Source organism: Streptococcus castoreus DSM 17536 (assembly GCF_000425025.1).
Lineage (GTDB): Bacteria > Bacillota > Bacilli > Lactobacillales > Streptococcaceae > Streptococcus > Streptococcus castoreus.
This window is the reverse complement of record NZ_AUKZ01000004.1, coordinates 1-19,964: the sequence shown is the minus strand read 5'-3', so window position 1 is coordinate 19,964 and position 19,964 is coordinate 1. Positions and strand designations below refer to the sequence as shown.

Annotated in this window: 19 protein-coding genes and 1 other annotated feature; of the genes, 16 read left to right on the top strand and 3 right to left on the bottom strand. The window is 37.6% G+C overall.

Annotated features, from left to right (window positions below):
• The first annotated feature begins 24 nt into the window (after positions 1 to 24).
• From H346_RS10420 to H346_RS0100910, 8 genes are all read left to right on the top strand, one after another.
• Entirely contained in the window at positions 25 to 183 is a 159-nt protein-coding gene (locus H346_RS10420; protein ID WP_027969419.1) for a hypothetical protein, read from the top strand.
• A gap of 436 nt (positions 184 to 619) precedes the next feature.
• Positions 620 to 2,014, top strand: a complete 1,395-nt coding sequence (locus tag H346_RS0100940; RefSeq protein ID WP_027969418.1) for a glycoside hydrolase family 1 protein — start codon at positions 620 to 622, stop codon at positions 2,012 to 2,014.
• 13 nt (positions 2,015 to 2,027) lie between these two features.
• Positions 2,028 to 3,122 carry a DUF871 domain-containing protein gene (locus H346_RS0100935; RefSeq protein WP_027969417.1) on the top strand — a complete coding sequence of 365 codons (1,095 nt, stop codon included), beginning with the start codon at positions 2,028 to 2,030 and terminating at the stop codon, positions 3,120 to 3,122.
• A gap of 105 nt (positions 3,123 to 3,227) precedes the next feature.
• On the top strand, positions 3,228 to 5,225 hold the full coding sequence (locus tag H346_RS0100930; protein WP_027969416.1) for a BglG family transcription antiterminator: 1,998 nt from the start codon (positions 3,228 to 3,230) through the stop codon (positions 5,223 to 5,225).
• A 10-nt stretch (positions 5,226 to 5,235) separates the two neighbouring features.
• Positions 5,236 to 5,547 carry a PTS sugar transporter subunit IIB gene (locus H346_RS0100925; RefSeq protein ID WP_027969415.1) on the top strand — a complete coding sequence of 104 codons (312 nt, stop codon included), beginning with the start codon at positions 5,236 to 5,238 and terminating at the stop codon, positions 5,545 to 5,547.
• A gap of 2 nt (positions 5,548 to 5,549) precedes the next feature.
• Entirely contained in the window at positions 5,550 to 5,879 is a 330-nt protein-coding gene (locus H346_RS0100920) for a PTS lactose/cellobiose transporter subunit IIA (RefSeq protein WP_027969414.1), read from the top strand.
• 3 nt (positions 5,880 to 5,882) lie between these two features.
• A complete protein-coding gene (locus H346_RS0100915; protein ID WP_027969413.1) occupies positions 5,883 to 6,317 on the top strand; it encodes a DUF3284 domain-containing protein in 435 nt (144 codons plus the stop codon).
• A gap of 64 nt (positions 6,318 to 6,381) precedes the next feature.
• The gene (locus H346_RS0100910) at positions 6,382 to 7,758 is read left to right on the top strand and encodes a PTS sugar transporter subunit IIC (protein WP_027969412.1); all 1,377 of its coding nucleotides are present in this window, start codon (positions 6,382 to 6,384) and stop codon (positions 7,756 to 7,758) included.
• Between the two features lie 493 nt (positions 7,759 to 8,251).
• Here the strand turns inward: H346_RS0100910 and H346_RS0100905 are convergent, their stop codons facing one another.
• Entirely contained in the window at positions 8,252 to 8,992 is a 741-nt protein-coding gene (locus tag H346_RS0100905; protein WP_027969411.1) for an amino acid ABC transporter ATP-binding protein, read from the bottom strand.
• Positions 8,992 to 11,169 (bottom strand): ABC transporter substrate-binding protein/permease, encoded by a 2,178-nt coding sequence (locus H346_RS0100900; RefSeq protein WP_027969410.1) that lies wholly within the window; start codon positions 11,167 to 11,169, stop codon positions 8,992 to 8,994. The genes H346_RS0100905 and H346_RS0100900 overlap by 1 nt, the downstream gene beginning before the upstream one ends.
• 191 nt (positions 11,170 to 11,360) lie before the next feature.
• Here H346_RS0100900 and uvrB point away from each other — a divergent pair, with 191 nt between their 5' ends.
• From uvrB to rplL, 8 genes are all read left to right on the top strand, one after another.
• The gene (gene uvrB, locus H346_RS0100895; protein WP_027969409.1) at positions 11,361 to 13,352 is read left to right on the top strand and encodes an excinuclease ABC subunit UvrB; all 1,992 of its coding nucleotides are present in this window, start codon (positions 11,361 to 11,363) and stop codon (positions 13,350 to 13,352) included.
• Positions 13,353 to 13,602: 250 nt separating this feature from the next.
• Positions 13,603 to 13,746 (top strand): teichoic acid D-Ala incorporation-associated protein DltX, encoded by a 144-nt coding sequence (locus H346_RS10120; protein WP_083940701.1) that lies wholly within the window; start codon positions 13,603 to 13,605, stop codon positions 13,744 to 13,746.
• Between the two features lie 11 nt (positions 13,747 to 13,757).
• Positions 13,758 to 15,296 carry a D-alanine--poly(phosphoribitol) ligase subunit DltA gene (dltA, locus tag H346_RS0100890; protein ID WP_027969408.1) on the top strand — a complete coding sequence of 513 codons (1,539 nt, stop codon included), beginning with the start codon at positions 13,758 to 13,760 and terminating at the stop codon, positions 15,294 to 15,296.
• Positions 15,293 to 16,549, top strand: coding sequence for a D-alanyl-lipoteichoic acid biosynthesis protein DltB (gene dltB, locus H346_RS0100885; protein WP_027969407.1), 1,257 nt, complete (start codon positions 15,293 to 15,295; stop codon positions 16,547 to 16,549). The genes dltA and dltB overlap by 4 nt, the downstream gene beginning before the upstream one ends.
• 16 nt (positions 16,550 to 16,565) lie before the next feature.
• Positions 16,566 to 16,805 (top strand): D-alanine--poly(phosphoribitol) ligase subunit DltC, encoded by a 240-nt coding sequence (dltC, locus tag H346_RS0100880; protein ID WP_027969406.1) that lies wholly within the window; start codon positions 16,566 to 16,568, stop codon positions 16,803 to 16,805.
• On the top strand, positions 16,798 to 18,057 hold the full coding sequence (gene dltD / locus H346_RS0100875; protein WP_027969405.1) for a D-alanyl-lipoteichoic acid biosynthesis protein DltD: 1,260 nt from the start codon (positions 16,798 to 16,800) through the stop codon (positions 18,055 to 18,057). Before dltC ends, dltD begins: the two co-directional genes overlap by 8 nt.
• Before the next feature lie 318 nt (positions 18,058 to 18,375).
• Positions 18,376 to 18,511 (top strand) — a sequence feature (ribosomal protein L10 leader region).
• A 28-nt stretch (positions 18,512 to 18,539) separates the two neighbouring features.
• Positions 18,540 to 19,040: a 50S ribosomal protein L10 gene (gene rplJ, locus H346_RS0100870; protein WP_027969404.1), complete on the top strand. Its 501-nt coding sequence runs from the start codon at positions 18,540 to 18,542 to the stop codon at positions 19,038 to 19,040.
• Between the two features lie 61 nt (positions 19,041 to 19,101).
• Positions 19,102 to 19,467, top strand: coding sequence for a 50S ribosomal protein L7/L12 (rplL, locus tag H346_RS0100865; RefSeq protein WP_027969403.1), 366 nt, complete (start codon positions 19,102 to 19,104; stop codon positions 19,465 to 19,467).
• 253 nt (positions 19,468 to 19,720) lie between these two features.
• On the opposite strand, the gene H346_RS0100860 is transcribed toward rplL, so the two are convergent.
• Positions 19,721 to 19,964, bottom strand: a 244-nt coding sequence (locus tag H346_RS0100860; RefSeq protein ID WP_027969402.1) for a transposase, incomplete at its 5' end; no start/stop codon positions are given.

Genomic DNA, 19,964 nt, shown 5'->3' with positions numbered 1-19,964 from the left:
ACCAATATTTGTAGGAGGTTAGCCATGGGAGATAAACCAATATCCTTTATGGATAAGGATGGCAATTTTGTTTCGGCAGCAGATGTCTGGAATGCCGAAAAATTAGAAGAATTATTTAATTTATTGAATCCTAATAGACGTTTACGTCTGGAACGCGAAAAATTAAAAAAAGATGAGACGTGAGGTTTCATTTTAAGATTGAAGACAAACTTCCTTTAGAGGTTTGTCTTTTTCTTGCTCAAAAATAAATCATATTAGCATGTAAAGGAAGTTTACTCGTTTGATTTATTAAAAAGAAGAGGATTGTTAAAGTGTCCGAGATAAAAATGAACGATAAGAATCATGTTATTTTACGATAAGTAAGAGAGGTAGAGCAGGTCGTTTTTGCCCTTTTGATAATGGATTTTAGTTATTTGGTTTGTTTTAGTTTTCCGATGAATGTATTGTTCTGTTAGCTATAGGCAGTTGATCTTTGTGGATTTGATGCGTCTTGGATGAGAAAAACGTTGACAATTATCTTCCTTGGCAATAAGGAAAAATTTGATTTCTAAAAACGTTTACATTAATTGTGATTCTTCCTATAATGAATTTAGTTTAGAAGATAGAAAGGAAGAATTGCATGAATCAAAAAGTTTGTCATTATCAATTTCCAAAAGGTTTTTTATGGGGGAGTTCAACCTCAGGACCTCAAAGTGAGGGAACTGTTCAGGGAGACGGTAAAGGTCTAAATAATTGGGATTATTGGTTTAGCATTGAACCAGAAAAATTCCATCACTGTATTGGTCCAGAAACAACATCAACCTTTTACACCAATTATAAGAGTGATATTGCCTTGTTAAAAGAGACTGGTCATACCGTTTTTCGATTATCTATTCAATGGTCTCGCTTAATTCCAGAGGGCATTGGGCAAGTTAACTCTAAAGCAGTGGCTTTTTATCGAGAGTTATTTAAAGAAATTAAAGCACAAGGCATTAAACCAATTGTGAATCTTTACCATTTTGACCTTCCGTATATCTTGCAAGAAAAAGGAGGTTGGGAAAGTAAGGAAATAGTTTGGGCTTATGAGACTTATGCCAAAACTTGTTTTTCCCTTTTTGGAGATTTAGTAGATACTTGGATTACTTTCAATGAACCGATTGTCCCAGTGGAATGCGGTTATTTAGGGCATTACCATTATCCATGTAAGGTTGATGCTAAGGCAGCCGTTCAGGTGGCCTACAACACACAATTAGCCAGTTCCCTTGCTGTTAAAGCCTGTCATGAACATAATTCTGAGCACAAGATTAGTATTGTTCTCAATTTGACCCCTGCCTATCCACGGAGTGATCATCCAGAGGATTTGAAAGCGGCAAGAATTGCAGAGCTTTTCCAAACAAAATCTTTCCTAGATCCATCCGTTTTGGGAGTTTATCCAGATGAGCTAATTAGTATTTTAAAGGAAGAGGACATCTTGCCAGAGTATTGTGCTGATGAATTAGCTATTATTAAAAATAATCCTGTAGACTTTTTGGGTGTTAATTATTACCAACCCTTGCGTGTCCAAGCACCAAGGAGACAAAAAGAGCAACCGATCACGTTAGATTGTTACTTTGAACCTTACAATATGCCAGGCAAGAAAATCAATCCTCACCGTGGATGGGAAATCTATGAGCCAGGAATTTATGATATTGCGCTTAATTTGAAAGAAAATTATAGCAACATTGAATGGATAGTCACTGAAAACGGGATGGGTGTTGAAGGTGAAGAAGCTTTCTTAGTGGATGGTCAGATTCAGGATGATTACCGAATTGATTTTATGGCTAACCATTTAATACAACTTCACAAAGCTTTGAAAGAAGGTGCCAATTGTAAAGGTTATTTGATTTGGACCTTTATTGATTGCTGGTCTTGGCTAAATGCTTATAAAAATCGTTATGGTTTGATTGCATTAGATTTAGAAACACAGAAACGAACCATTAAAAAGTCGGGTTATTGGTTTAAAGCACTAAGTCAGCACAATGGTTTTAGGAAATAGGAGGCTACTATTAATGGTTGATTTAGGGTTTTCTCTTTATCCGGAAAGGCATGCTTTCGCAAAAAGTCAGCATTACATTAAGCTGCTTCATCAGTATGGAGCAAAACGTTTATTTATGAGTCTTTTGCAAGTTGCTCCAGATGATTATCAAACGCTTGAAACGTATGCTCAAGTGATTGCCTATGCCAAGGGATTGGGAATTCGTGTTATTGCAGACATTAGTCCTGGTTTTATTAAGCAAGCAGGTTGGTCTGAATGCCTGATGGAAAAGGCGCATGCGTTTGGAATAGGAGGGATACGTTTAGATGAGGCGCTTCCCCTAGAAACTATTGTAGCCCTAACTAAAAACCCTTTTGGACTTAAAATTGAGCTTAATATGAGTTCTGGCAAGCAATTATTGACGGATTTATTGGCAACAGATGCTGATATGACAGCTATTATTGGGTGTCATAATTTTTATCCTCATGAATTTACAGGTCTGTCTGTGCAATATTTTAAAGAAATATCTCAGTTTTATCATAGACATGGGATTGAAACAGCTGCGTTTATAACGGCTAAGTCAGCTAATGAGGGTCCTTGGCAAGTGTCGGAAGGTTTACCAACCATTGAGGCTTATCGCCATTTTCCAATAGATTCTCAGGTTGAACTGGTGAAAGCAACCGGGATGATTGACACTGTTATTTTGTCCAATCAATTTATTTCAGAAGAGGAACTAGCCAAATGTGTGCAAGCTCTCGCTAGGAATGTGATGACAATTAAGGTTAGACCACTCGTTACTTTAACCGAAGTGGAAGAAAAAATCATTACCTACCCGCATCAGTATCGGGGAGATGTTTCAGACTATGTGATCCGCTCCACCATGCCTCGAGTAGTTTATGCTAAAGAATCACTGCCAGCAAGGGAACAATCCAAATGCGTTAAACGTGGGAGTGTTATCATTGACAATAACCGCTACACTCGCTACAAAGGAGAATTACAGATTGCATTAAGGGATTTCACAGTTAGCGATAAGGCAAATGTGGTAGCGGAAATCAAGGAAGAGTCTTTAGACTTGTTAGCTGACTTGGCTCCATGGCAAAATTTTTCATTGCTAGTTGAGAAAGATTGATCACTTTTCACAATCAATACGGAAAATTTCGGTTCCCTTTTTTGGGAAAGATTTGCTAAACTAAAATCACAAAGAAAGCGTTTTCTAAAAGAAAAAGGAGGAATGATGCTATCGAAAAAAGAAATGGCCATAGTAGCATTTCTAATGAGTCAGAAAGGTTATTTTGTTTCCAGTGCAACCATAGCCAAAGCCATCGGTGTCAGTGACCGCACAGTTAGAAAATACTTAAAGAATCTGATCACGCTTCTTCCCCAAGTTGGTGCTCATATTACCTCTAAACAAGGACAGGGATATTGTTTAGAAGTAGATCATTCTATGGAATTTGATATGTTTTGGCAAGAGAATTTATCTTCTAAAAAACGCTTAGCAGATGTGACACAGGTAGAAGAATCCATTGACCGAGAACACTACCTGTTAAACAAATTCTTTTTTGAAGAAGCTATTCAAGAATTTGAGGCACTCTGCCAAGAACTTTATATCAGTCGAACCACCTTAAAAAATGTTTTGGTGGCTATTAAAAAGCGGATTAGTCCTTATGAGTTGTGTCTTGATATTAGTCATCATCATATCCAAGTAAAAGGGAAAGAAGAGAATATTCGACGGTTTATCATGGATTATTTTTTTGGGGATAGTTTTGATGAGTCAATCTATGCCATGGTAGGCAATACTTTTCTTGACAATATTAAGTTTACTGAAATAACGATTATCGTTCTAGGTGAATGCCGCGATGCAAAATTGAAATTGTCAGATTTTGTGATGCATAACTTGGTTTTGCATATTGCGCTGATGGTTCAACGCATTCGATCAGGTTATTCTTTAGAAATGTTTTCTATTCCAGACGATATTCGCCAGTCTGATGAGTATCAAGTAGCTCTTCGTATTTTATATCAAGTAGAAGAAGTGATGGGGATACGTTTTCCTAAGGACGAAGCCAATTACATTGCCCTGCATTTAAAGGTTAAACAGTCGGCTAGAAATACGTTACAAGGAGGCAATGCTGATCATTTATTAGCTAACCATTTAAAAGCAAGTATTGTTAAAGCTAGTGAATGGGTAGGAATAAGTTTGGATTCTGATATGAATTTACTTCAGGGATTGTTGGCACATATGACTCCTTTAACCATACGTCTTGAAAATAATATTCGGTTGTCTAACCCCTTAACAGAAGATATTAAACGTAAGTATCCGGAAGTCTTTGAAGTAACAAAACGTGCCTTTAGTGGTTTACCAGAATTTAACGCTTATCACTTGTCGGATGACGAATGGGCTTACATTAGCTTACATTTAATGGCAGCTATTGAACGCTATTCAAATCGTCATAAATTAAGGGTATTAGTGGTTTGTGCAACAGGTTATGGCAGTGCCATGATGCTTAAAAATCGTTTGGAAAAAGAATTTGAAGGCAGAATTCACATTGTTGATGTGATTAGTTACTATGAAATTACTGAAGAACGTCTCAAAACCATTGATTTGATCATTTCCTCAATTAGTCTGACCAATGTCACGTTTTTAACGCCTATCATTACCGTTAGTGTTTTTCTATCAGATCAGGATATTGAAAGGATTCGTCAGTTTATTGGTGAGCAAGAACGTCTCAAAACAGAAAGGCACTTTCCCTATCAGATGAGTGTAACAAAAGCAGAACAACTTTTAAAAGAGGTTTTTAGTCCAAAGCGGCTCCTTTACTTTGATAAAAAAGTGGCGAAAAAGGAATTGCTTTTTCAAATGATTGCTTGCCTAGATGAGGTGACAACTGAAGCGTTTAACACCACTTTCTACGATCAAATAGTCCTAAGAGAAAGCTATAGCTCGATTGTTTTTGGAGATGTGCTAGCTTTTCCACATCCAGCAAATCCAATGACGTATTCAGAACAGGTCGTTGTGGCAATTTGTCAAGAACCCATTTATTGGGACGAGGAGCATCAAGCGGTTCAATTTATCTTTTTGTTATCGCCCTCTAAGGGACGTAATAGCCATTTAAAATACATTTCACCGAGCTTGGTCTCGTTTGTTAACCAAGTGAAGCTTCAAAAAGCCTTATTAGATGAGCCAAGCTATGCTCAATTAATCACATTATTTATTCCCTTACTCAATGAACAATAGGAGAAACACAATGAAAACAATTATGTTAGTTTGTAACGCTGGTATGTCAACGAGTATGCTAGTGACCAAAATGCAAAAAGTGGCCCAAGCACGTGGCATCGAAGCTGATATTTGGGCGGTTCCTGTGAGCGAAGCTGACAATGAAGTCGCTACCAAAACCATTGACGTCCTTTTGTTGGGACCACAAGTAAAATTTCTGCTAAAGGACTTTAAGACAAAATTTGAACCCAAAATTAAAGTGGATGCCATTAATATGGCTGATTATGGTCTCATGAATGGCGAAAAAGTGCTTGAAACGGCCCTGGCAATGATGGAGGAATAGGTATGACGGAACCATCAAACCTAGAAGCCATTATGGGGTTAATCATGTATGGTGGTGAAGCCAAAGGAAAAGCTGTTGAAGCCATTCATGCGGCTAGAGATGGTCAGTTTAGCACAGCTAAAGCCTTGCTCCAAGAAGCCACAAATTCGTTAAATGTTGCTCATAAATCCCAAACTAATTTACTATCTCAAGAAGCCTCTGGGGGCTCTGTTGAATTATCCTTATTGATGGTGCATGGTCAAGATCACATGATGACAGCTTTAGCTTTCATTGATTTAGCTAAAGAATTGGTGAGTGTTTATGAGAAAATATCAGAAATCGCAAAGAGGTAAGTTATGATTATTTCGACAGAAGGAGATATTTCTATAAACCAATGCTTTGAAGCTATCAGGCGATCACTTCAAGACGATTACCGTCAAAACACCTTGAAACAGTTGCCGCTTTCTGATTTGAAAGAAGGGCTAAGCTACACGAAACGTTATGGCAAGCATCACGAGCATACCGTAAAGGTATTGGTGACAGCTTTTGAAGTTCCGAGCCTTTATGCTGCCCGCTTTAGTTCCAATCGTGGGATTAAGGAACTATCTTACTATCTAGAAGCTTTAGGAGAACACCGAACAAGAATTACTTACCAATATGAAATGAAGGCTGTTGATTTTTTTCAAAAAGTCAATCAGTTAATCATGGGAAAACTCTTCAAAAAAAGTTTGGAACGACAATCACACGCTCAATTAGCAGCGCTAATCCAGTATGCTAAGCAATTATCTTAACATGATTTGTAACGAAAGTTAATTATGATTTTGTCATACTAAAAAATACATATAGGAGAAAATTATGTCGCATTTTTCTGATAAGTTCATGGAGATTTCAGGGAAAATCGGGTCACAAAGGCATTTGGTTGCTATTCGTGATTCTTTTATTTCAATGATGCCAATCACAATGGCAGGTTCAGTTGCCGTTTTACTGAATGTTTTCTTACGTGATATTCCAAATAATATGGGCTGGACTGGGTTTGCAACGGCTATGCAGCCTGTTATTGCTATTAATGGTTATGTTTATTTCGGTACGATAGGAGTTATGGCTCTATTTTTTGCCTTTGCTTTTGGCTATCATTTGGCTGTGATGCACAAGGTTAACCCTTTGGCGGGTGGGCTAATTTCATTTGCTTCCTTTATTGCTACCCTTCCTCAAAGTTTGACCATTTCAACACCCTTAAAAGAAGCATCCGCTAGTATGTTAGCGAGCATGAAAGATATGGGGCTTTCGGTAGTTACTACAAAGGGAGTCTCAACCTTAGAAACCAGTGAGTGGGGAGCTATTGCCTTGAAATATGTTGGAGCAACAGGGCTTTTTACAGCTTTAATTATTGGTTTCTTATCTAGTTTTGTCTATGCAGCTTTGACCAAACGGAATTTGACGATTAAACTACCAGATAATGTGCCGCCAGCAGTCAATAAGGCCTTTGCGGCTATTATTCCAGGGACAGCTGCCATTTACGCATCAGCAATTTTTGCTTACCTTATCTTTATTGTTACAGGTTCATCTTTGAGTGATGTGATTTCAACCTACATTCAGTTACCTTTGCTAGGTCTCTCACAAGGAATTGGCTCGGTTATCTTATTAACCTTCTTGGTTCAACTGCTCTGGTTCTTTGGTTTGCATGGTCACAATGTGTTAGCGCCCGTCATGGATGGAATTTATATGGTGGCTCTGACAGAAAATACAGCTGCCTATAATACAGCACATAGTGCTGCTAATCTACCTTATCTCTGGACACGTGGTTCTTTTGATGCCTATGCCCAAATGGGGGGATCAGGTGTTACGTTAGCCCTTATTATTGCGATTTTTATCTTTTCAAAACGTGAAGAACACAAAACAATCGCTAAACTATCAGCACCGATGGGCGTGTTCAATATTAATGAGCCGATTACATTTGGGATGCCGATTGTCTTGAACCCAACCTTTGTGATTCCATGGTTAGTTGTACCACCAATTTGTGCTAGTATCGCTTATTTTGCCACAGCAGTAGGTTTGATTCCACCAGTGTTCTTGCCGGTGCCTTGGATTACGCCGGTTGGACTTTATGCTTACTTAGCTACTGGAGGCAGTATTATGGCAGGTCTGGTATCCTTGTTTAATCTTTTTGTAGCTTTCCTTATTTGGGCACCTTTTGTTATTTCAGCTAATAAAGAAAAAGCGAGTGACCTTTGATGAAAGAAAAAAATGGGGCAACGTTTTTGATAGCAATAGGATTTTTCCTCATTACTATTAGTCCAGTTCTTGGTAACAAATACTTGCACATTGTGACAGGGCTGACTCTTATTATATTAGGTTATTGTCTGATCAAACGAAAGCGCCTGTAATCAAGCACATGGGGACACTCTTATGAAGGAGAGAGTCATAAGGGTATCCCCATTTTTGTAACTTGATTATAGCATTAAAGGCAATCAAATAGAGACTGAGATAAGAGGACATCACTGAAAATAAAGAATCACAAATGATTATTATCTGTTTGAATGAAAAGAACTTAAAAACGAATGAAGGATCGTTATGTATTTTCTATAACTACCGACATTCGTTTTTTGCTTATTTGATTTTTTGATATTAGACTTTTCAGTGAGATGACAAATTGGCACTAGCCGTCAACGTTGTCGCCTACTCTCCTTGATTTCTTGGAAGTTAGTGTAGTACTTTATGAATTTAATTAGACATTTAAAACCTTGTCTAAAAATTCAATGAGACGAGGGTGTTTAGGATGATCAAAAATCTCTTCTGGAGTTCCATCTTCCAAGAATTGCCCACCATCAGTGAAAATAACGCGATTGGCCACTTGACGGGCAAAGCCCATTTCGTGGGTTACAATTAACATGGTCATTCCCTGATCAGCCAAATCTTTCATAACGTTTAACACATCTCCAACCATTTCAGGATCAAGAGCAGAAGTTGGTTCGTCAAAGAGCATAATATCCGGATTCATCGCTAAACTTCTTGCGATGGCAACACGTTGTTTTTGACCACCTGATAAGCTATCTGGAAAAGCCTCGGCCTTATCTGAAAGTCCAACTTTTTCAAGGAGAGCCATTCCATGCTTTTTGGCAGTCTCTTTAGTTTCTTTGCCAAGTTCAACCGGAGCAAAAATGATATTTTCAAGGACAGTCATGTGCGGAAACAGATTGAAATGTTGAAAGACCATTCCGATATTCTCACGCGCTTTGTCAATCGTTGTCTTAGGATCTGATAATTCAAAACCATCAACCACAACTTTACCACTTGTAATGGTTTCAAGGAGATTCAGAGTACGTAGGAAAGTTGATTTCCCAGAACCAGAAGGACCGATAATGCAAACGACATCGCCTTCATAGAATTTGGCATCAATTCCTTTTAACACTTCGTTTTGACCATAAGATTTGTGCAAATCTTGGACATCAATTTTTAATTCTGCCATTAGTTAAGCCTCTTTTCTAAACGTTTTGCAAGTCTTGTTAAGAGCGTAATCATGATAAGGTAAATAACTGCTAAGATAGCATACATACGGAAAGATTGATAGTTTCTTGCAATGATAATTTTACCTGTTTGGAAGAGTTCCACTAAACCAATTGCTGAAACGATAGTTGTGTCTTTTAAAGAAATAACAAATTGATTGATGAAATTTGGTAGCATGAGTTTGACAGCCTGTGGAAGAATCACTTTTCTCATAGTCGTTCCGTAAGACAAACCAAGACTGCGACTAGCTTCCATTTGACCTACTGGAACAGCTTCAATACCCCCACGCACAATCTCAGCAATATAAGCACCACCATTAAGCGATAAGGCAATTGTAGCTGCTAAGAAATCGTTGATTGGTGATTGATGACCTGTCATACTTTCAATAAGGTTTGGTACACCCCAGAAAATAAAAGCGGCTACAATCATTAATGGAATGCCACGAACCACATCAACAAAAATCGATGAAATAAGTCGGAAAGATTTAGTGGGTGATACAGCCATCATTCCAAAGATAATCCCAATAATTAAAGCAATTGCAAATGAGACCAAGGTCAAACTGAGGGTTGTTCCTAGACCAGCCCATAATTGTTTGTAGTTATTAGATAAAAGCCCTGAAATAGTTGATTCGTCAACACCTTTTTTAGAAGATTTGGCAACCTTTTTAGAATTTAGGTATTTATCGATAATGTCATCATATTTTCCGGATTTTTTCAGAGCCGCTAAACCATTGTTGAACATCTCAATTAACTCTGGATTTGTGCCCTTTTTTACAGCAAAGCCAATGTCACCGGTTGAAATACCATCAATGGGGGTTTCAAAGCGACGTCCTTGAGAAATCGCATATTTTAAAACAGCTTCATCATCCATAATAGCATCAACAGAACCTGAATTTAGGCTATCGTACATGGTTGATCCATCGTCAAATGCCTTAACATTGTAGCCATATTTTGTGGCATTCTCTTTCAACCAAGAATAAGAAGAGGTTCCATTTTTAGCACCAACAGTTTTGTCCTTCAAAGCATCATAGGTCTTAATGCCTTTTCCAGATTTAACCGCTAGAATAATATTTGATGTGTAGTAAGGATCTGAAAAATCAAAGATAGCTTTGCGAGCGTCAGTGATGGTTGCTCCAGCAATAACGGCATCTGCTTGGCTAGATTGTACTGCATTTAATGCAGCATCAAAGCCGGGGTTGGTGATTTCAATTTTGAAACCTTGTTGCTTGGCGATTGCTTTAATCAATTCTATATCAATTCCGACATACTTGCCGTTATCATTTTGAAATTCAAATGGAGCAAAAGCAGAGTCAGAGACGATCTTGTAGATAGCTTTCACAGGTGTAGCTTTGGCAGAAGCGTTTCCTGTTGCTTGGCTTGTGGTAGCTTTATCATCTGTACCGAGCCATTTTGCCATGATAGCTTGGTAAGTGCCATCAGCTTTCATTTCTGCAAGGGCAGCATTGAAATCCTTAATCAAGTTGTCATAGCCGCTACCTTTTTTTACAGCAAAGCCAAAACTGCCAATGGACTCGCCTTTCATATTGATAGCGAGGTCTTGTTTTTGGTTAATGGCATATTGGATCACAGGTTCATCATCCATGACTGCAGCAATAGAACCAGCGGATAAGCTATTATACATTAAGTCGCCAGTGTCAAATGTTTTAACCGTATAACCATACTTTTTTTGAAATTTATCCAAAAAAGATTGGGCCGCTGTGCCATTTTTAACACCAATAATCTTGCCTTTTAGTTCACTATATTTCTTAATGGGGCTAGCTTTACGTGTCGCAATGACGATTTTGGTATCGTAGTAAGGATCTGAGAAATGAAATACTTTTTTGCGAGCATCAGTAATTGTTGTACCAGCCATAAGAGCATCTGCTTGACCAGATTGAATGGCATTAACAGCGGCATCGAAACCTGGGAAAGTCATATTATAATCCCAAGATTTACGCTTTGCAACCTCACTGATAATATCAACATCAATTCCTTTATAAACCTGATCTGAATCTTTAAACTCAAACGGGGCATAAGCTGTGTCAGAAACAATATGAATTGTTTCTGCGCTTGCTTGACCATTAGTCATAAATATAACGGCTATTATGGCAAGCAAGAATGCTTTTAATTTGTACATTATACTAACCTCCTTATAAAAATAAAAAATATGACTAATTATAACAAACTTTTTTTGATAAGGCAACAAATTCCTTTCTATTGTGTCATAAAACCTAACATGGACAGAGGAGGTTTTGAAATGACCTAAATAAAGGATAATCTTTTCTGTATATGTTAAAATAAAGGGGAGACATTAAGTTAAAGGACAAGAACATGATTGATAAACGTGTGGATAGACAATTTAAATTGGTTTCAAACTATTCCCCTTCTGGAGATCAGCCGCAGGCAATTGAAACTTTAGTTGATAATATTGAAGGTGGCGAGAAAGCACAGATTCTTTTAGGAGCAACAGGTACCGGAAAAACATACACCATGAGTCAAGTCATTAGCAAGGTAAACAAGCCGACTCTGGTCATTGCCCATAATAAAACACTGGCTGGTCAGTTATACGGAGAATTTAAAGAGTTTTTTCCGGATAATGCCGTAGAATATTTTGTTTCTTACTACGATTACTACCAGCCCGAAGCTTATGTGCCATCAAGTGATACTTACATTGAAAAAGACAGTTCTGTTAATGATGAAATTGATAAATTGCGCCATTCAGCCACTTCAGCTTTACTTGAACGTAATGATGTTATTGTGGTGGCATCTGTTTCTTGTATTTATGGATTGGGGTCGCCTAAAGAATATGCTAATTCAGCTATCAGTTTACGTCCTGGGCAAGAAATATCGCGTGACCAGCTGCTTAATCAATTAGTAGATAGTCAATTTGAACGTAACGACATTGATTTTCAGCGGGGACGCTTTCGTGTTCGTGGCGATGTCGTTGAAGTATTTCCTGCATCAAGAGATGACCACGCCTTTCGAATAGAATTCTTCGGAGATGAGATTGACCGTATCCGTGAAATTGAAAGTTTGACAGGTAAAACAATAGGAGAAGTTGACCACTTGGTTCTTTTTCCGGCTACTCACTTTATGACCAATGATGAACACATGGAACAATCCATTGCTAAGATTCAAACAGAGCTAGAAGAACAATTACAAGTGCTTGAATCAGAAGGGAAACTACTTGAGGCACAGCGATTACGCCAGAGAACGGATTATGATATTGAGATGCTTCGTGAGATGGGCTATACGAATGGGGTTGAGAATTACTCACGTCACATAGATGGTCGCTCAGTCGGAGAACCACCATACACCCTGTTAGATTTCTTTCCGGAGGACTTTCTGATTATGATTGACGAAAGTCATATGACTATGGGACAAATCAAAGGGATGTATAATGGGGACCAAGCTAGAAAACAAATGCTGGTTGACTATGGTTTTCGTTTGCCATCTGCCCTTGATAATCGTCCCTTAAGACGTGAAGAATTTGAAAGTCACGTGCATCAGATTGTTTATGTTTCTGCAACACCGGGGGATTATGAAATGGAACAAACAAACACAATTATTGAACAAATCATTCGTCCCACAGGCTTACTTGATCCAGAAGTTGAAGTTCGTCCAAGTATGGGGCAAATGGATGATTTGCTAGGGGAAATTAATCAACGTGTTGCGCGTGGAGAACGAACTTTTATTACAACATTAACCAAGAAGATGGCAGAAGACTTGACAGACTATTTGAAAGAGATGGGGGTCAAAGTCAAGTACATGCATAGTGATATTAAGACATTGGAGCGAACTGAAATTATCCGAGACTTACGATTGGGGGTCTTTGATGTCCTCATAGGAATTAATCTTTTACGTGAAGGGATTGATGTTCCAGAGGTTAGTCTGGTAGCTATCTTAGATGCTGACAAGGAAGGATTCCTCCGTAATGAACGTGGCTTAATTCAGACGATTGGTCGTGCAGCGCGAAATGCAGACGGGCATGTTATTATGTATGCTGATAAGGTGACGGATTCCATGCAGCGAGCTATTGATGAAACAGCACGTCGTCGTGACATTCAAATGGCTTACAATGAAGAACATGGGATTATTCCACAAACTATAAAAAAAGAAATTCGTGATTTAATTAGTATCAGCAAGGCAGCCGGTACTAATACGACAGAAGCAGAGATTGACTATGAAACCATGTCTAAGTCTGAACGAAAAGAAGCGATTAAAAAATTACAAAAACAAATGCAAGAGGCAGCTGAATTGCTTGACTTTGAACTGGCTGCCCAAATCCGTGACATAATTTTAGAACTGAAATTAATGAATTAATACCACTATAAATTAGAAATACGATCAAAAAAATTCATTTTTCTAATAGAGTAACGAGGCTTTGAAAAGCTTAATTTGAGGATGTTAATAGAGCTTTTATAAGTTCTTATAAGATTAATAAATGAAGAATTTAAAGGTTTTTAAATTAAATAAATTTTCTTTTTAATAGTTTGACTTTTAACTTGTCAAGTCAAGCTTTTTCAAGTAAAATTTATTAGGATATTATTTCACTAGTACAAGAAGGTAAAGTATGATAAAGAATAAATCGAGAATGAGGGTAGTTGCTGTATTTATAGGCAAAGTAGCTTTATTCTATCTGATTTTAATGTTACTGGTCTATTTCTTTGGTTACCTAGGACATGGTCAAAGTAACTTTATTTACAACGAATTTTAGGAGATCAACTGATGATTACGGATATGATTGAACGAGTTGAGTATTTTGCTCGGACACAAGCGGATTTTCCAGTGTATGATTGTTTAGGACAACGTTACACTTATGGACAGTTAAAAAAAGATTCTGATAGCATTGCTTCATTCATAGATGGTCTAGGATTGCCAGAGAAATCTCCGGTTTTGGTTTTTGGTGCTCAGACTTACGATATGTTGGCGACATTTGTTGCTTTGACCAAATCAGGTCATGCGTATATTCCGGTAGATGTGCATTCAGCAACTGAGCGTATTTTGTCGATTATTGACATTGCTAAGCCAAGTTTGGTGATTGCTATCGAAGAGTTATCTGTCTCAGTGGAAATGATAAGAGTTGTTTCTCTAGTCGAAATCGAAGAAGCAAAAGCAAGTGTGACCCCTTATATCATGACAAATCCTGTAAAAGGTGACGATAATTATTATATTATCTTCACTTCTGGGACAACTGGTCAACCAAAAGGGGTCCAAATTTCACATGATAACCTTCTCAGTTTTACCAACTGGATGATTGAGGATACTGAATTTGCCATTCCTAAGCAACCCCAAATGTTGGCACAGCCCCCTTATTCATTTGATCTTTCGGTCATGTACTGGGCACCAACTTTAGCTCTAGGAGGAACACTTTTTGCACTTCCTAAAGAAATGGTTTCGGATTTTAAACAATTGTTTGCAACTATTACACAATTACCGGTTGGTATTTGGACATCAACACCTTCCTTTGCTGATATGGCAATGCTTAGTGATGATTTTTGTCAGGATAAGATGCCAGCTTTAACACATTTTTATTTTGATGGCGAAGAGTTAACGGTGTCTACGGCAAGAAAACTTTTTGAACGTTTCCCAGACGTAAAGATTATTAATGCCTATGGACCGACAGAAGCTACTGTTGCTTTATCTGCCATTTCTATTACAAAAGAAATGGTAGATACCTACACCCGTTTGCCAATTGGTTATCCTAAGTTAGATTCTCCAACTTATATCATTGACGAAGAGGGTAAGGCATTGGCACCAGGTCAGCAAGGTGAGATTATTGTGACGGGCCCTGCTGTTTCAAAAGGTTACCTCAATAATCCTGAAAAAACGGCGGAAGCTTTCTTTACATTTGATGGACAACCTGCTTACCACACTGGAGATTTAGGGTCTTTAACTGAAGATAATATCTTACTTTATGGTGGTCGTTTAGATTTTCAAATTAAATATGCCGGCTACCGCATCGAACTTGAAGATGTTTCTCAGCAGTTGAACCAGTCACCAATGATTGCATCAGCTGTAGCAGTACCAAGGTACAATAAAGAATACAAGGTTCAAAATCTCCTAGCCTATATTGTTTTAAAAGATGGTGTTAAAGAACAATTTGACAGAGAGTTAGACATGACTAAGGCTATCAAAGAATCGGTCAAAGACCATATGATGGCTTATATGATGCCTTCTAAATTTATTTATAGAGATAGTCTTCCTCTCACACCAAATGGGAAGATTGACATAAAATTCTTAATTAATGAGGTCAATAACCGATGAGGACGATTTTTGGCCATATCCCTTACATGGAACCTTACGGTAATCCTATTTACTTTGTTTATCTTATCCTAGCATTTCTACCAGTAGTGATTGGAATTTTTAAACAAAAGCGTTTTTCAGTCTATGAAACATTAGTTAGTTTAGTTTTTATTCTCTTTATGTTTGGGGGAGAACATTACCACCAGTTCCTAGCTTTTTTGTTCTATCTTGTTTGGCAAATTTTTAGTGTTTTCGCCTACAAATTTTATCGTCAAAAGGCTAACCGTACTAGTATTTTTTATCTAGCTATTGTAATGGTTCTTTTTCCACTAATTTGTGTCAAAGTTGTTCCCTTAACATCACAGTCAAATCAAACCCTCTTTAGTTTTTTAGGAATTTCCTATTTAACATTCAAGAGTATTGGAATGGTTATTGAGATGCGGGATGGGACTTTAACGGATGTTAGTTTGAAAGACTTCATTCGTTTCATGATTTTTTTCCCAACCTTTTCAAGTGGTCCAATTGATCGTTTTAAGCGTTTTCAAGAAGATTACAAAACAGTTCCTACTTGTAATGACTATCTTACAATGCTTAATAAAGCAGTGATGTATATCATGCTTGGCTTTTTGTACAAACATATCATTTCTTATTGCTTGAGCGGTATTTTGTTGCCTGTTATTGAAAATAAAGCATTGGCGGCTGGTGGCTATGTCAATAAAGAGACAATCTTAGTGATGTATGTTTACGGGCTGAATCTTTTCTTTGATTTTGCGGGTTATTCCATGTTTGCTATCGGTGTTTCATATTTGTTAGGAATTAAAACACCAGAAAACTTTAACAAACCGTTCTTATCACCCAGCTTGAAAGAATTTTGGAATAGATGGCACATGAGTCTGTCTTTTTGGTTTAGAGATTACGTTTTCATGAGACTGGTACATTTTCTGGTTAAGCATAAAACCTTTAAAAGTAGAAATGTTACTTCAGGGGTTGCCTATTTGGTAAATATGCTGGTTATGGGATTTTGGCATGGTTTGACTTGGTATTATATCGCCTATGGTTTATTTCACGGTATAGGGCTCATTATTAATGATGCCTGGATTCGTAAGAAAAAAGAAATTAACCGTAACCGTAAGAAAAAAGGCTTGGCACCATACTTTCAGAGTAAGGTTTTCCACGTTTTATGTATTGTGATAACTTTCCATGTTGTCATGTTTTCACTTTTGTTATTCTCGGGATTTTTAAATAATCTTTGGTTTAGCAAACCATTACGCTAATAAAGGGAGTATAAAAATGTCTATTGAAGAAACAGTAATTGAGTTGTTTGATCGTTTATTTATGGAAGATGTTTCAGAGATGATGGATGAGGACTTGTTTGATGCAGGTGTTTTAGATAGTCTTGGGACGGTGGAGTTGATTGTTGAATTAGAGTCGGCTTTCAATATTAAAGTACCAATTTCAGAGTTTGGTCGTGAAGATTGGAATACCGCTAATAAAATCATCCAAGGTGTAGAGGAATTACAAAATGCTTAAGAGACTTTGGTTAATCCTAGGTCCCCTTTTCGTTGCCTTTGTTCTAGTTTGTTTCACTATTTTTAGTTTTCCAACTAGGCTTAAGCATTCCGTGGTGCAGGAAAAAGCAAATGCTGTAGCGATTACAGACAGTTCTTTTAAAAATGGCCTTATTAAAAGACAAGCCTTATCGGACAGTCAATGTCGCTTTGTTCCCTTTTTTGGTTCCAGTGAATGGAGTCGAATGGACGGAATGCATCCATCTGTGCTTGCAGAGCGCTATCAGCGTAGCTATAGACCATTTTTAATCGGCAAAAGAGGCTCTGCTTCTTTATCACAATATTATGGGATGCAGCAGATTTCAGAGGAAATGCAAGGGAAAAAAGCTGTATTTGTGATATCTCCTCAATGGTTTACACCAAAAGGCACTAACCCTGGTGCGGTTCAAATGTATTTGTCAAATACTCAAGTGATTGAGTTTCTGTTAAAGGCAAAGACTGATAAAGAATCACAGGTGGCTGCTAAGCGCTTGCTTAAGATTAATCCTAGTGTTTCCAAGTCAGACCTACTCAAGAAAATCAGCAAAGGACGTGCGCTTAGTGCTTGGGAGGTTATTCTTTTAAAATGGCAACATCAAATTGCTTTAAGAGAGGAGTCCCTCTTTAGTTTTTTTAGTAAATCTAAGAATTATGAAACTAAGATTCTTCCTCGTGTTAAGGGACTTCCAAAGACATTTTCGTATACGCGTTTAGCTGAACTAGCAACTAGGAGAGGACAACTTGCGACTACAAATAATCGCTTTGGCATTAAAAATTCCTTCTATAGTCAGCGTATCGCACCTAGACACCGGTTTTATAAAAATTTCCAAGCCAAATATAGTTATGTGACATCACCAGAATACAATGATTTTCAATTAGTTTTGTCAGAATTTGCTAAACAAAAGACAGATGTTCTTTTTGTCATCACACCTGTTAATAAGGCATGGGCAGATTATACAGGTCTTAATCAAGAAAAATATCAAGAGGCTGTCCGAAAAATAAAATATCAGCTAAAGACGCAAGGATTTCACCAAATTGCTGATTTTTCAAAAGATGGCGGGAAACCTTACTTTATGCAAGATACCATTCATATTGGTTGGAATGGTTGGTTAGCTTTTGATAAGGCGGTTCAACCTTTCTTGGAGATGAACCATCCGTCTCCAAAATATCAGCTTAATCCTTATTTCTACAGCAAGGAATGGGCTAATAAACAATCAGTGTCGCAAGATGAGTGATTGTGATTATCAGACTGAGGATAACGAATTGCCACAACTAACTGGGTTTGCTTGGCTAGTTAAGGGTTCGTAATTGTCAGTCTTTTTATTTTGTTGCATTTCAGACTAAGTTCTAGTTGATGGGGATTAGTGTAAAATCTTGCCTTTGGGGCTACAGTTTACGAGTTTAGAAAAATGACAGACTAGAGTTCACCTAGAATACCAAGACCTACTTCGCCTTCAAAACAATTTACTTTGGAAATTAACATTTCTTAAAAATTTTACAACTTAGTGGATTCTTCTTGACAGGAAGAATTTAAAAGGTTATACTTATGTAAGGTTTTTGTAGAAAACTGACCTAAGACAGCAGGGGAGCGTGCTCGTAATATTCCTGCCGAGGCACAAAGCGTGATTAAAGAAAATAACGTATTTGTACTTTCGTGTCTAGGTTTAGGTACGATTTTTTTGTGCCTATCCCAAAAATAAAAACGGAGGTAAAACTAATGAGTGAAGCAATTATTGCTAAAAAAGCTGAGCAAGTGGATATCGTAGCTGAAAAAATGAAGACTGCTGCGTCTATCGTTGTTGTTGATTCACGTGGTCTTACAGTTGAGCAAGATACTGTTCTTCGTCGTTCGCTTCGCGAAAGTGACGTTGAGTTCAAAGTTATTAAAAACTCAATATTGACTCGTGCAGCTGAAAAAGCAGGTCTTGAAGGATTGAAAGATCTTTTCGTAGGACCATCTGCAGTAGCATTTTCTAACGAAGATGTTATCGCACCGGCTAAAGTCATCAATGACTTTGCTAAAACTGCTGACGCACTTGAAATCAAAGGTGGTGCAATCGAAGGCGCTGTTTCTTCAAAAGAAGAAATTCAAGCACTTGCAACATTGCCAAACCGCGAAGGAATGCTTTCTATGCTTCTTTCTGTACTTCAAGCTCCAGTTCGCAACGTTGCATACGCTATCAAAGCTGTTGCAGAAAACAAAGAAGGTGCTGCTTAAGTCGTCAAGTAGCTTAAGGCTACACTTAACATTTTAAATTAATTATTTGGAGGAAATTACCATGGCATTAAACATTGAAAACATTATTGCTGAAATTAAAGAAGCTTCAATCCTTGAGCTTAACGATCTTGTAAAAGCTATCGAAGAAGAATTTGGTGTAACTGCAGCTGCTCCTGTAGCTGTAGCTGCTGTTGGTGGTGCTGAAGAAGCAGCTAAAGATTCATTCGACGTTGAATTGACATCTGCTGGTGACAAAAAAGTTGGTGTTATCAAAGCTGTTCGTGAAATCACAGGTCTTGGTCTTAAAGAAGCTAAAGGTCTTGTTGACGGTGCACCTGCTAACATCAAAGAAGGTGTTTCTGCAGCAGAAGCAGAAGAACTTAAAGCTAAACTTGAAGAAGCTGGAGCAACAATCACTCTTAAATAAGAGTCACATAGCAATTTGAGAGCGGAAGCCCGATTTACCAGTCTTTTAGAGCTTATAGCGATTTAAAGAAACTGATAATTTGATTTGGTTTCCTGCCAAAAATCCTGCCAAAAAATCATTGGCAGGATTTTTTTAATTAGTGACTTTGCGTTCTAATGAGGATTTGGGAGATTATAAATTTTATAGGGTCTTCTGATTTTGGTATAGACTTATTGACTAGTTACAATGGCATTGTCTTCCATGTAATTAATACTCAATTAAAATCAAAAATAGCTGATGTCCAATCTCTATGTACAATTGATTTGAGTTGAGCAGAAGATAAGTTTTGAATAACTTCCTGAAGTTTATCCATTACCGCACTTAGAGTTCTAAATACCTTATTCTTGAAACCACGTTTGCGAATCTCTGACCATACTTGTTCAATAGGGTTCATTTCAGGTGTATAGGGTGGAATGAAGGTGAATTCTATATTCTCAGGAATAGTTACTGTCTTAGAT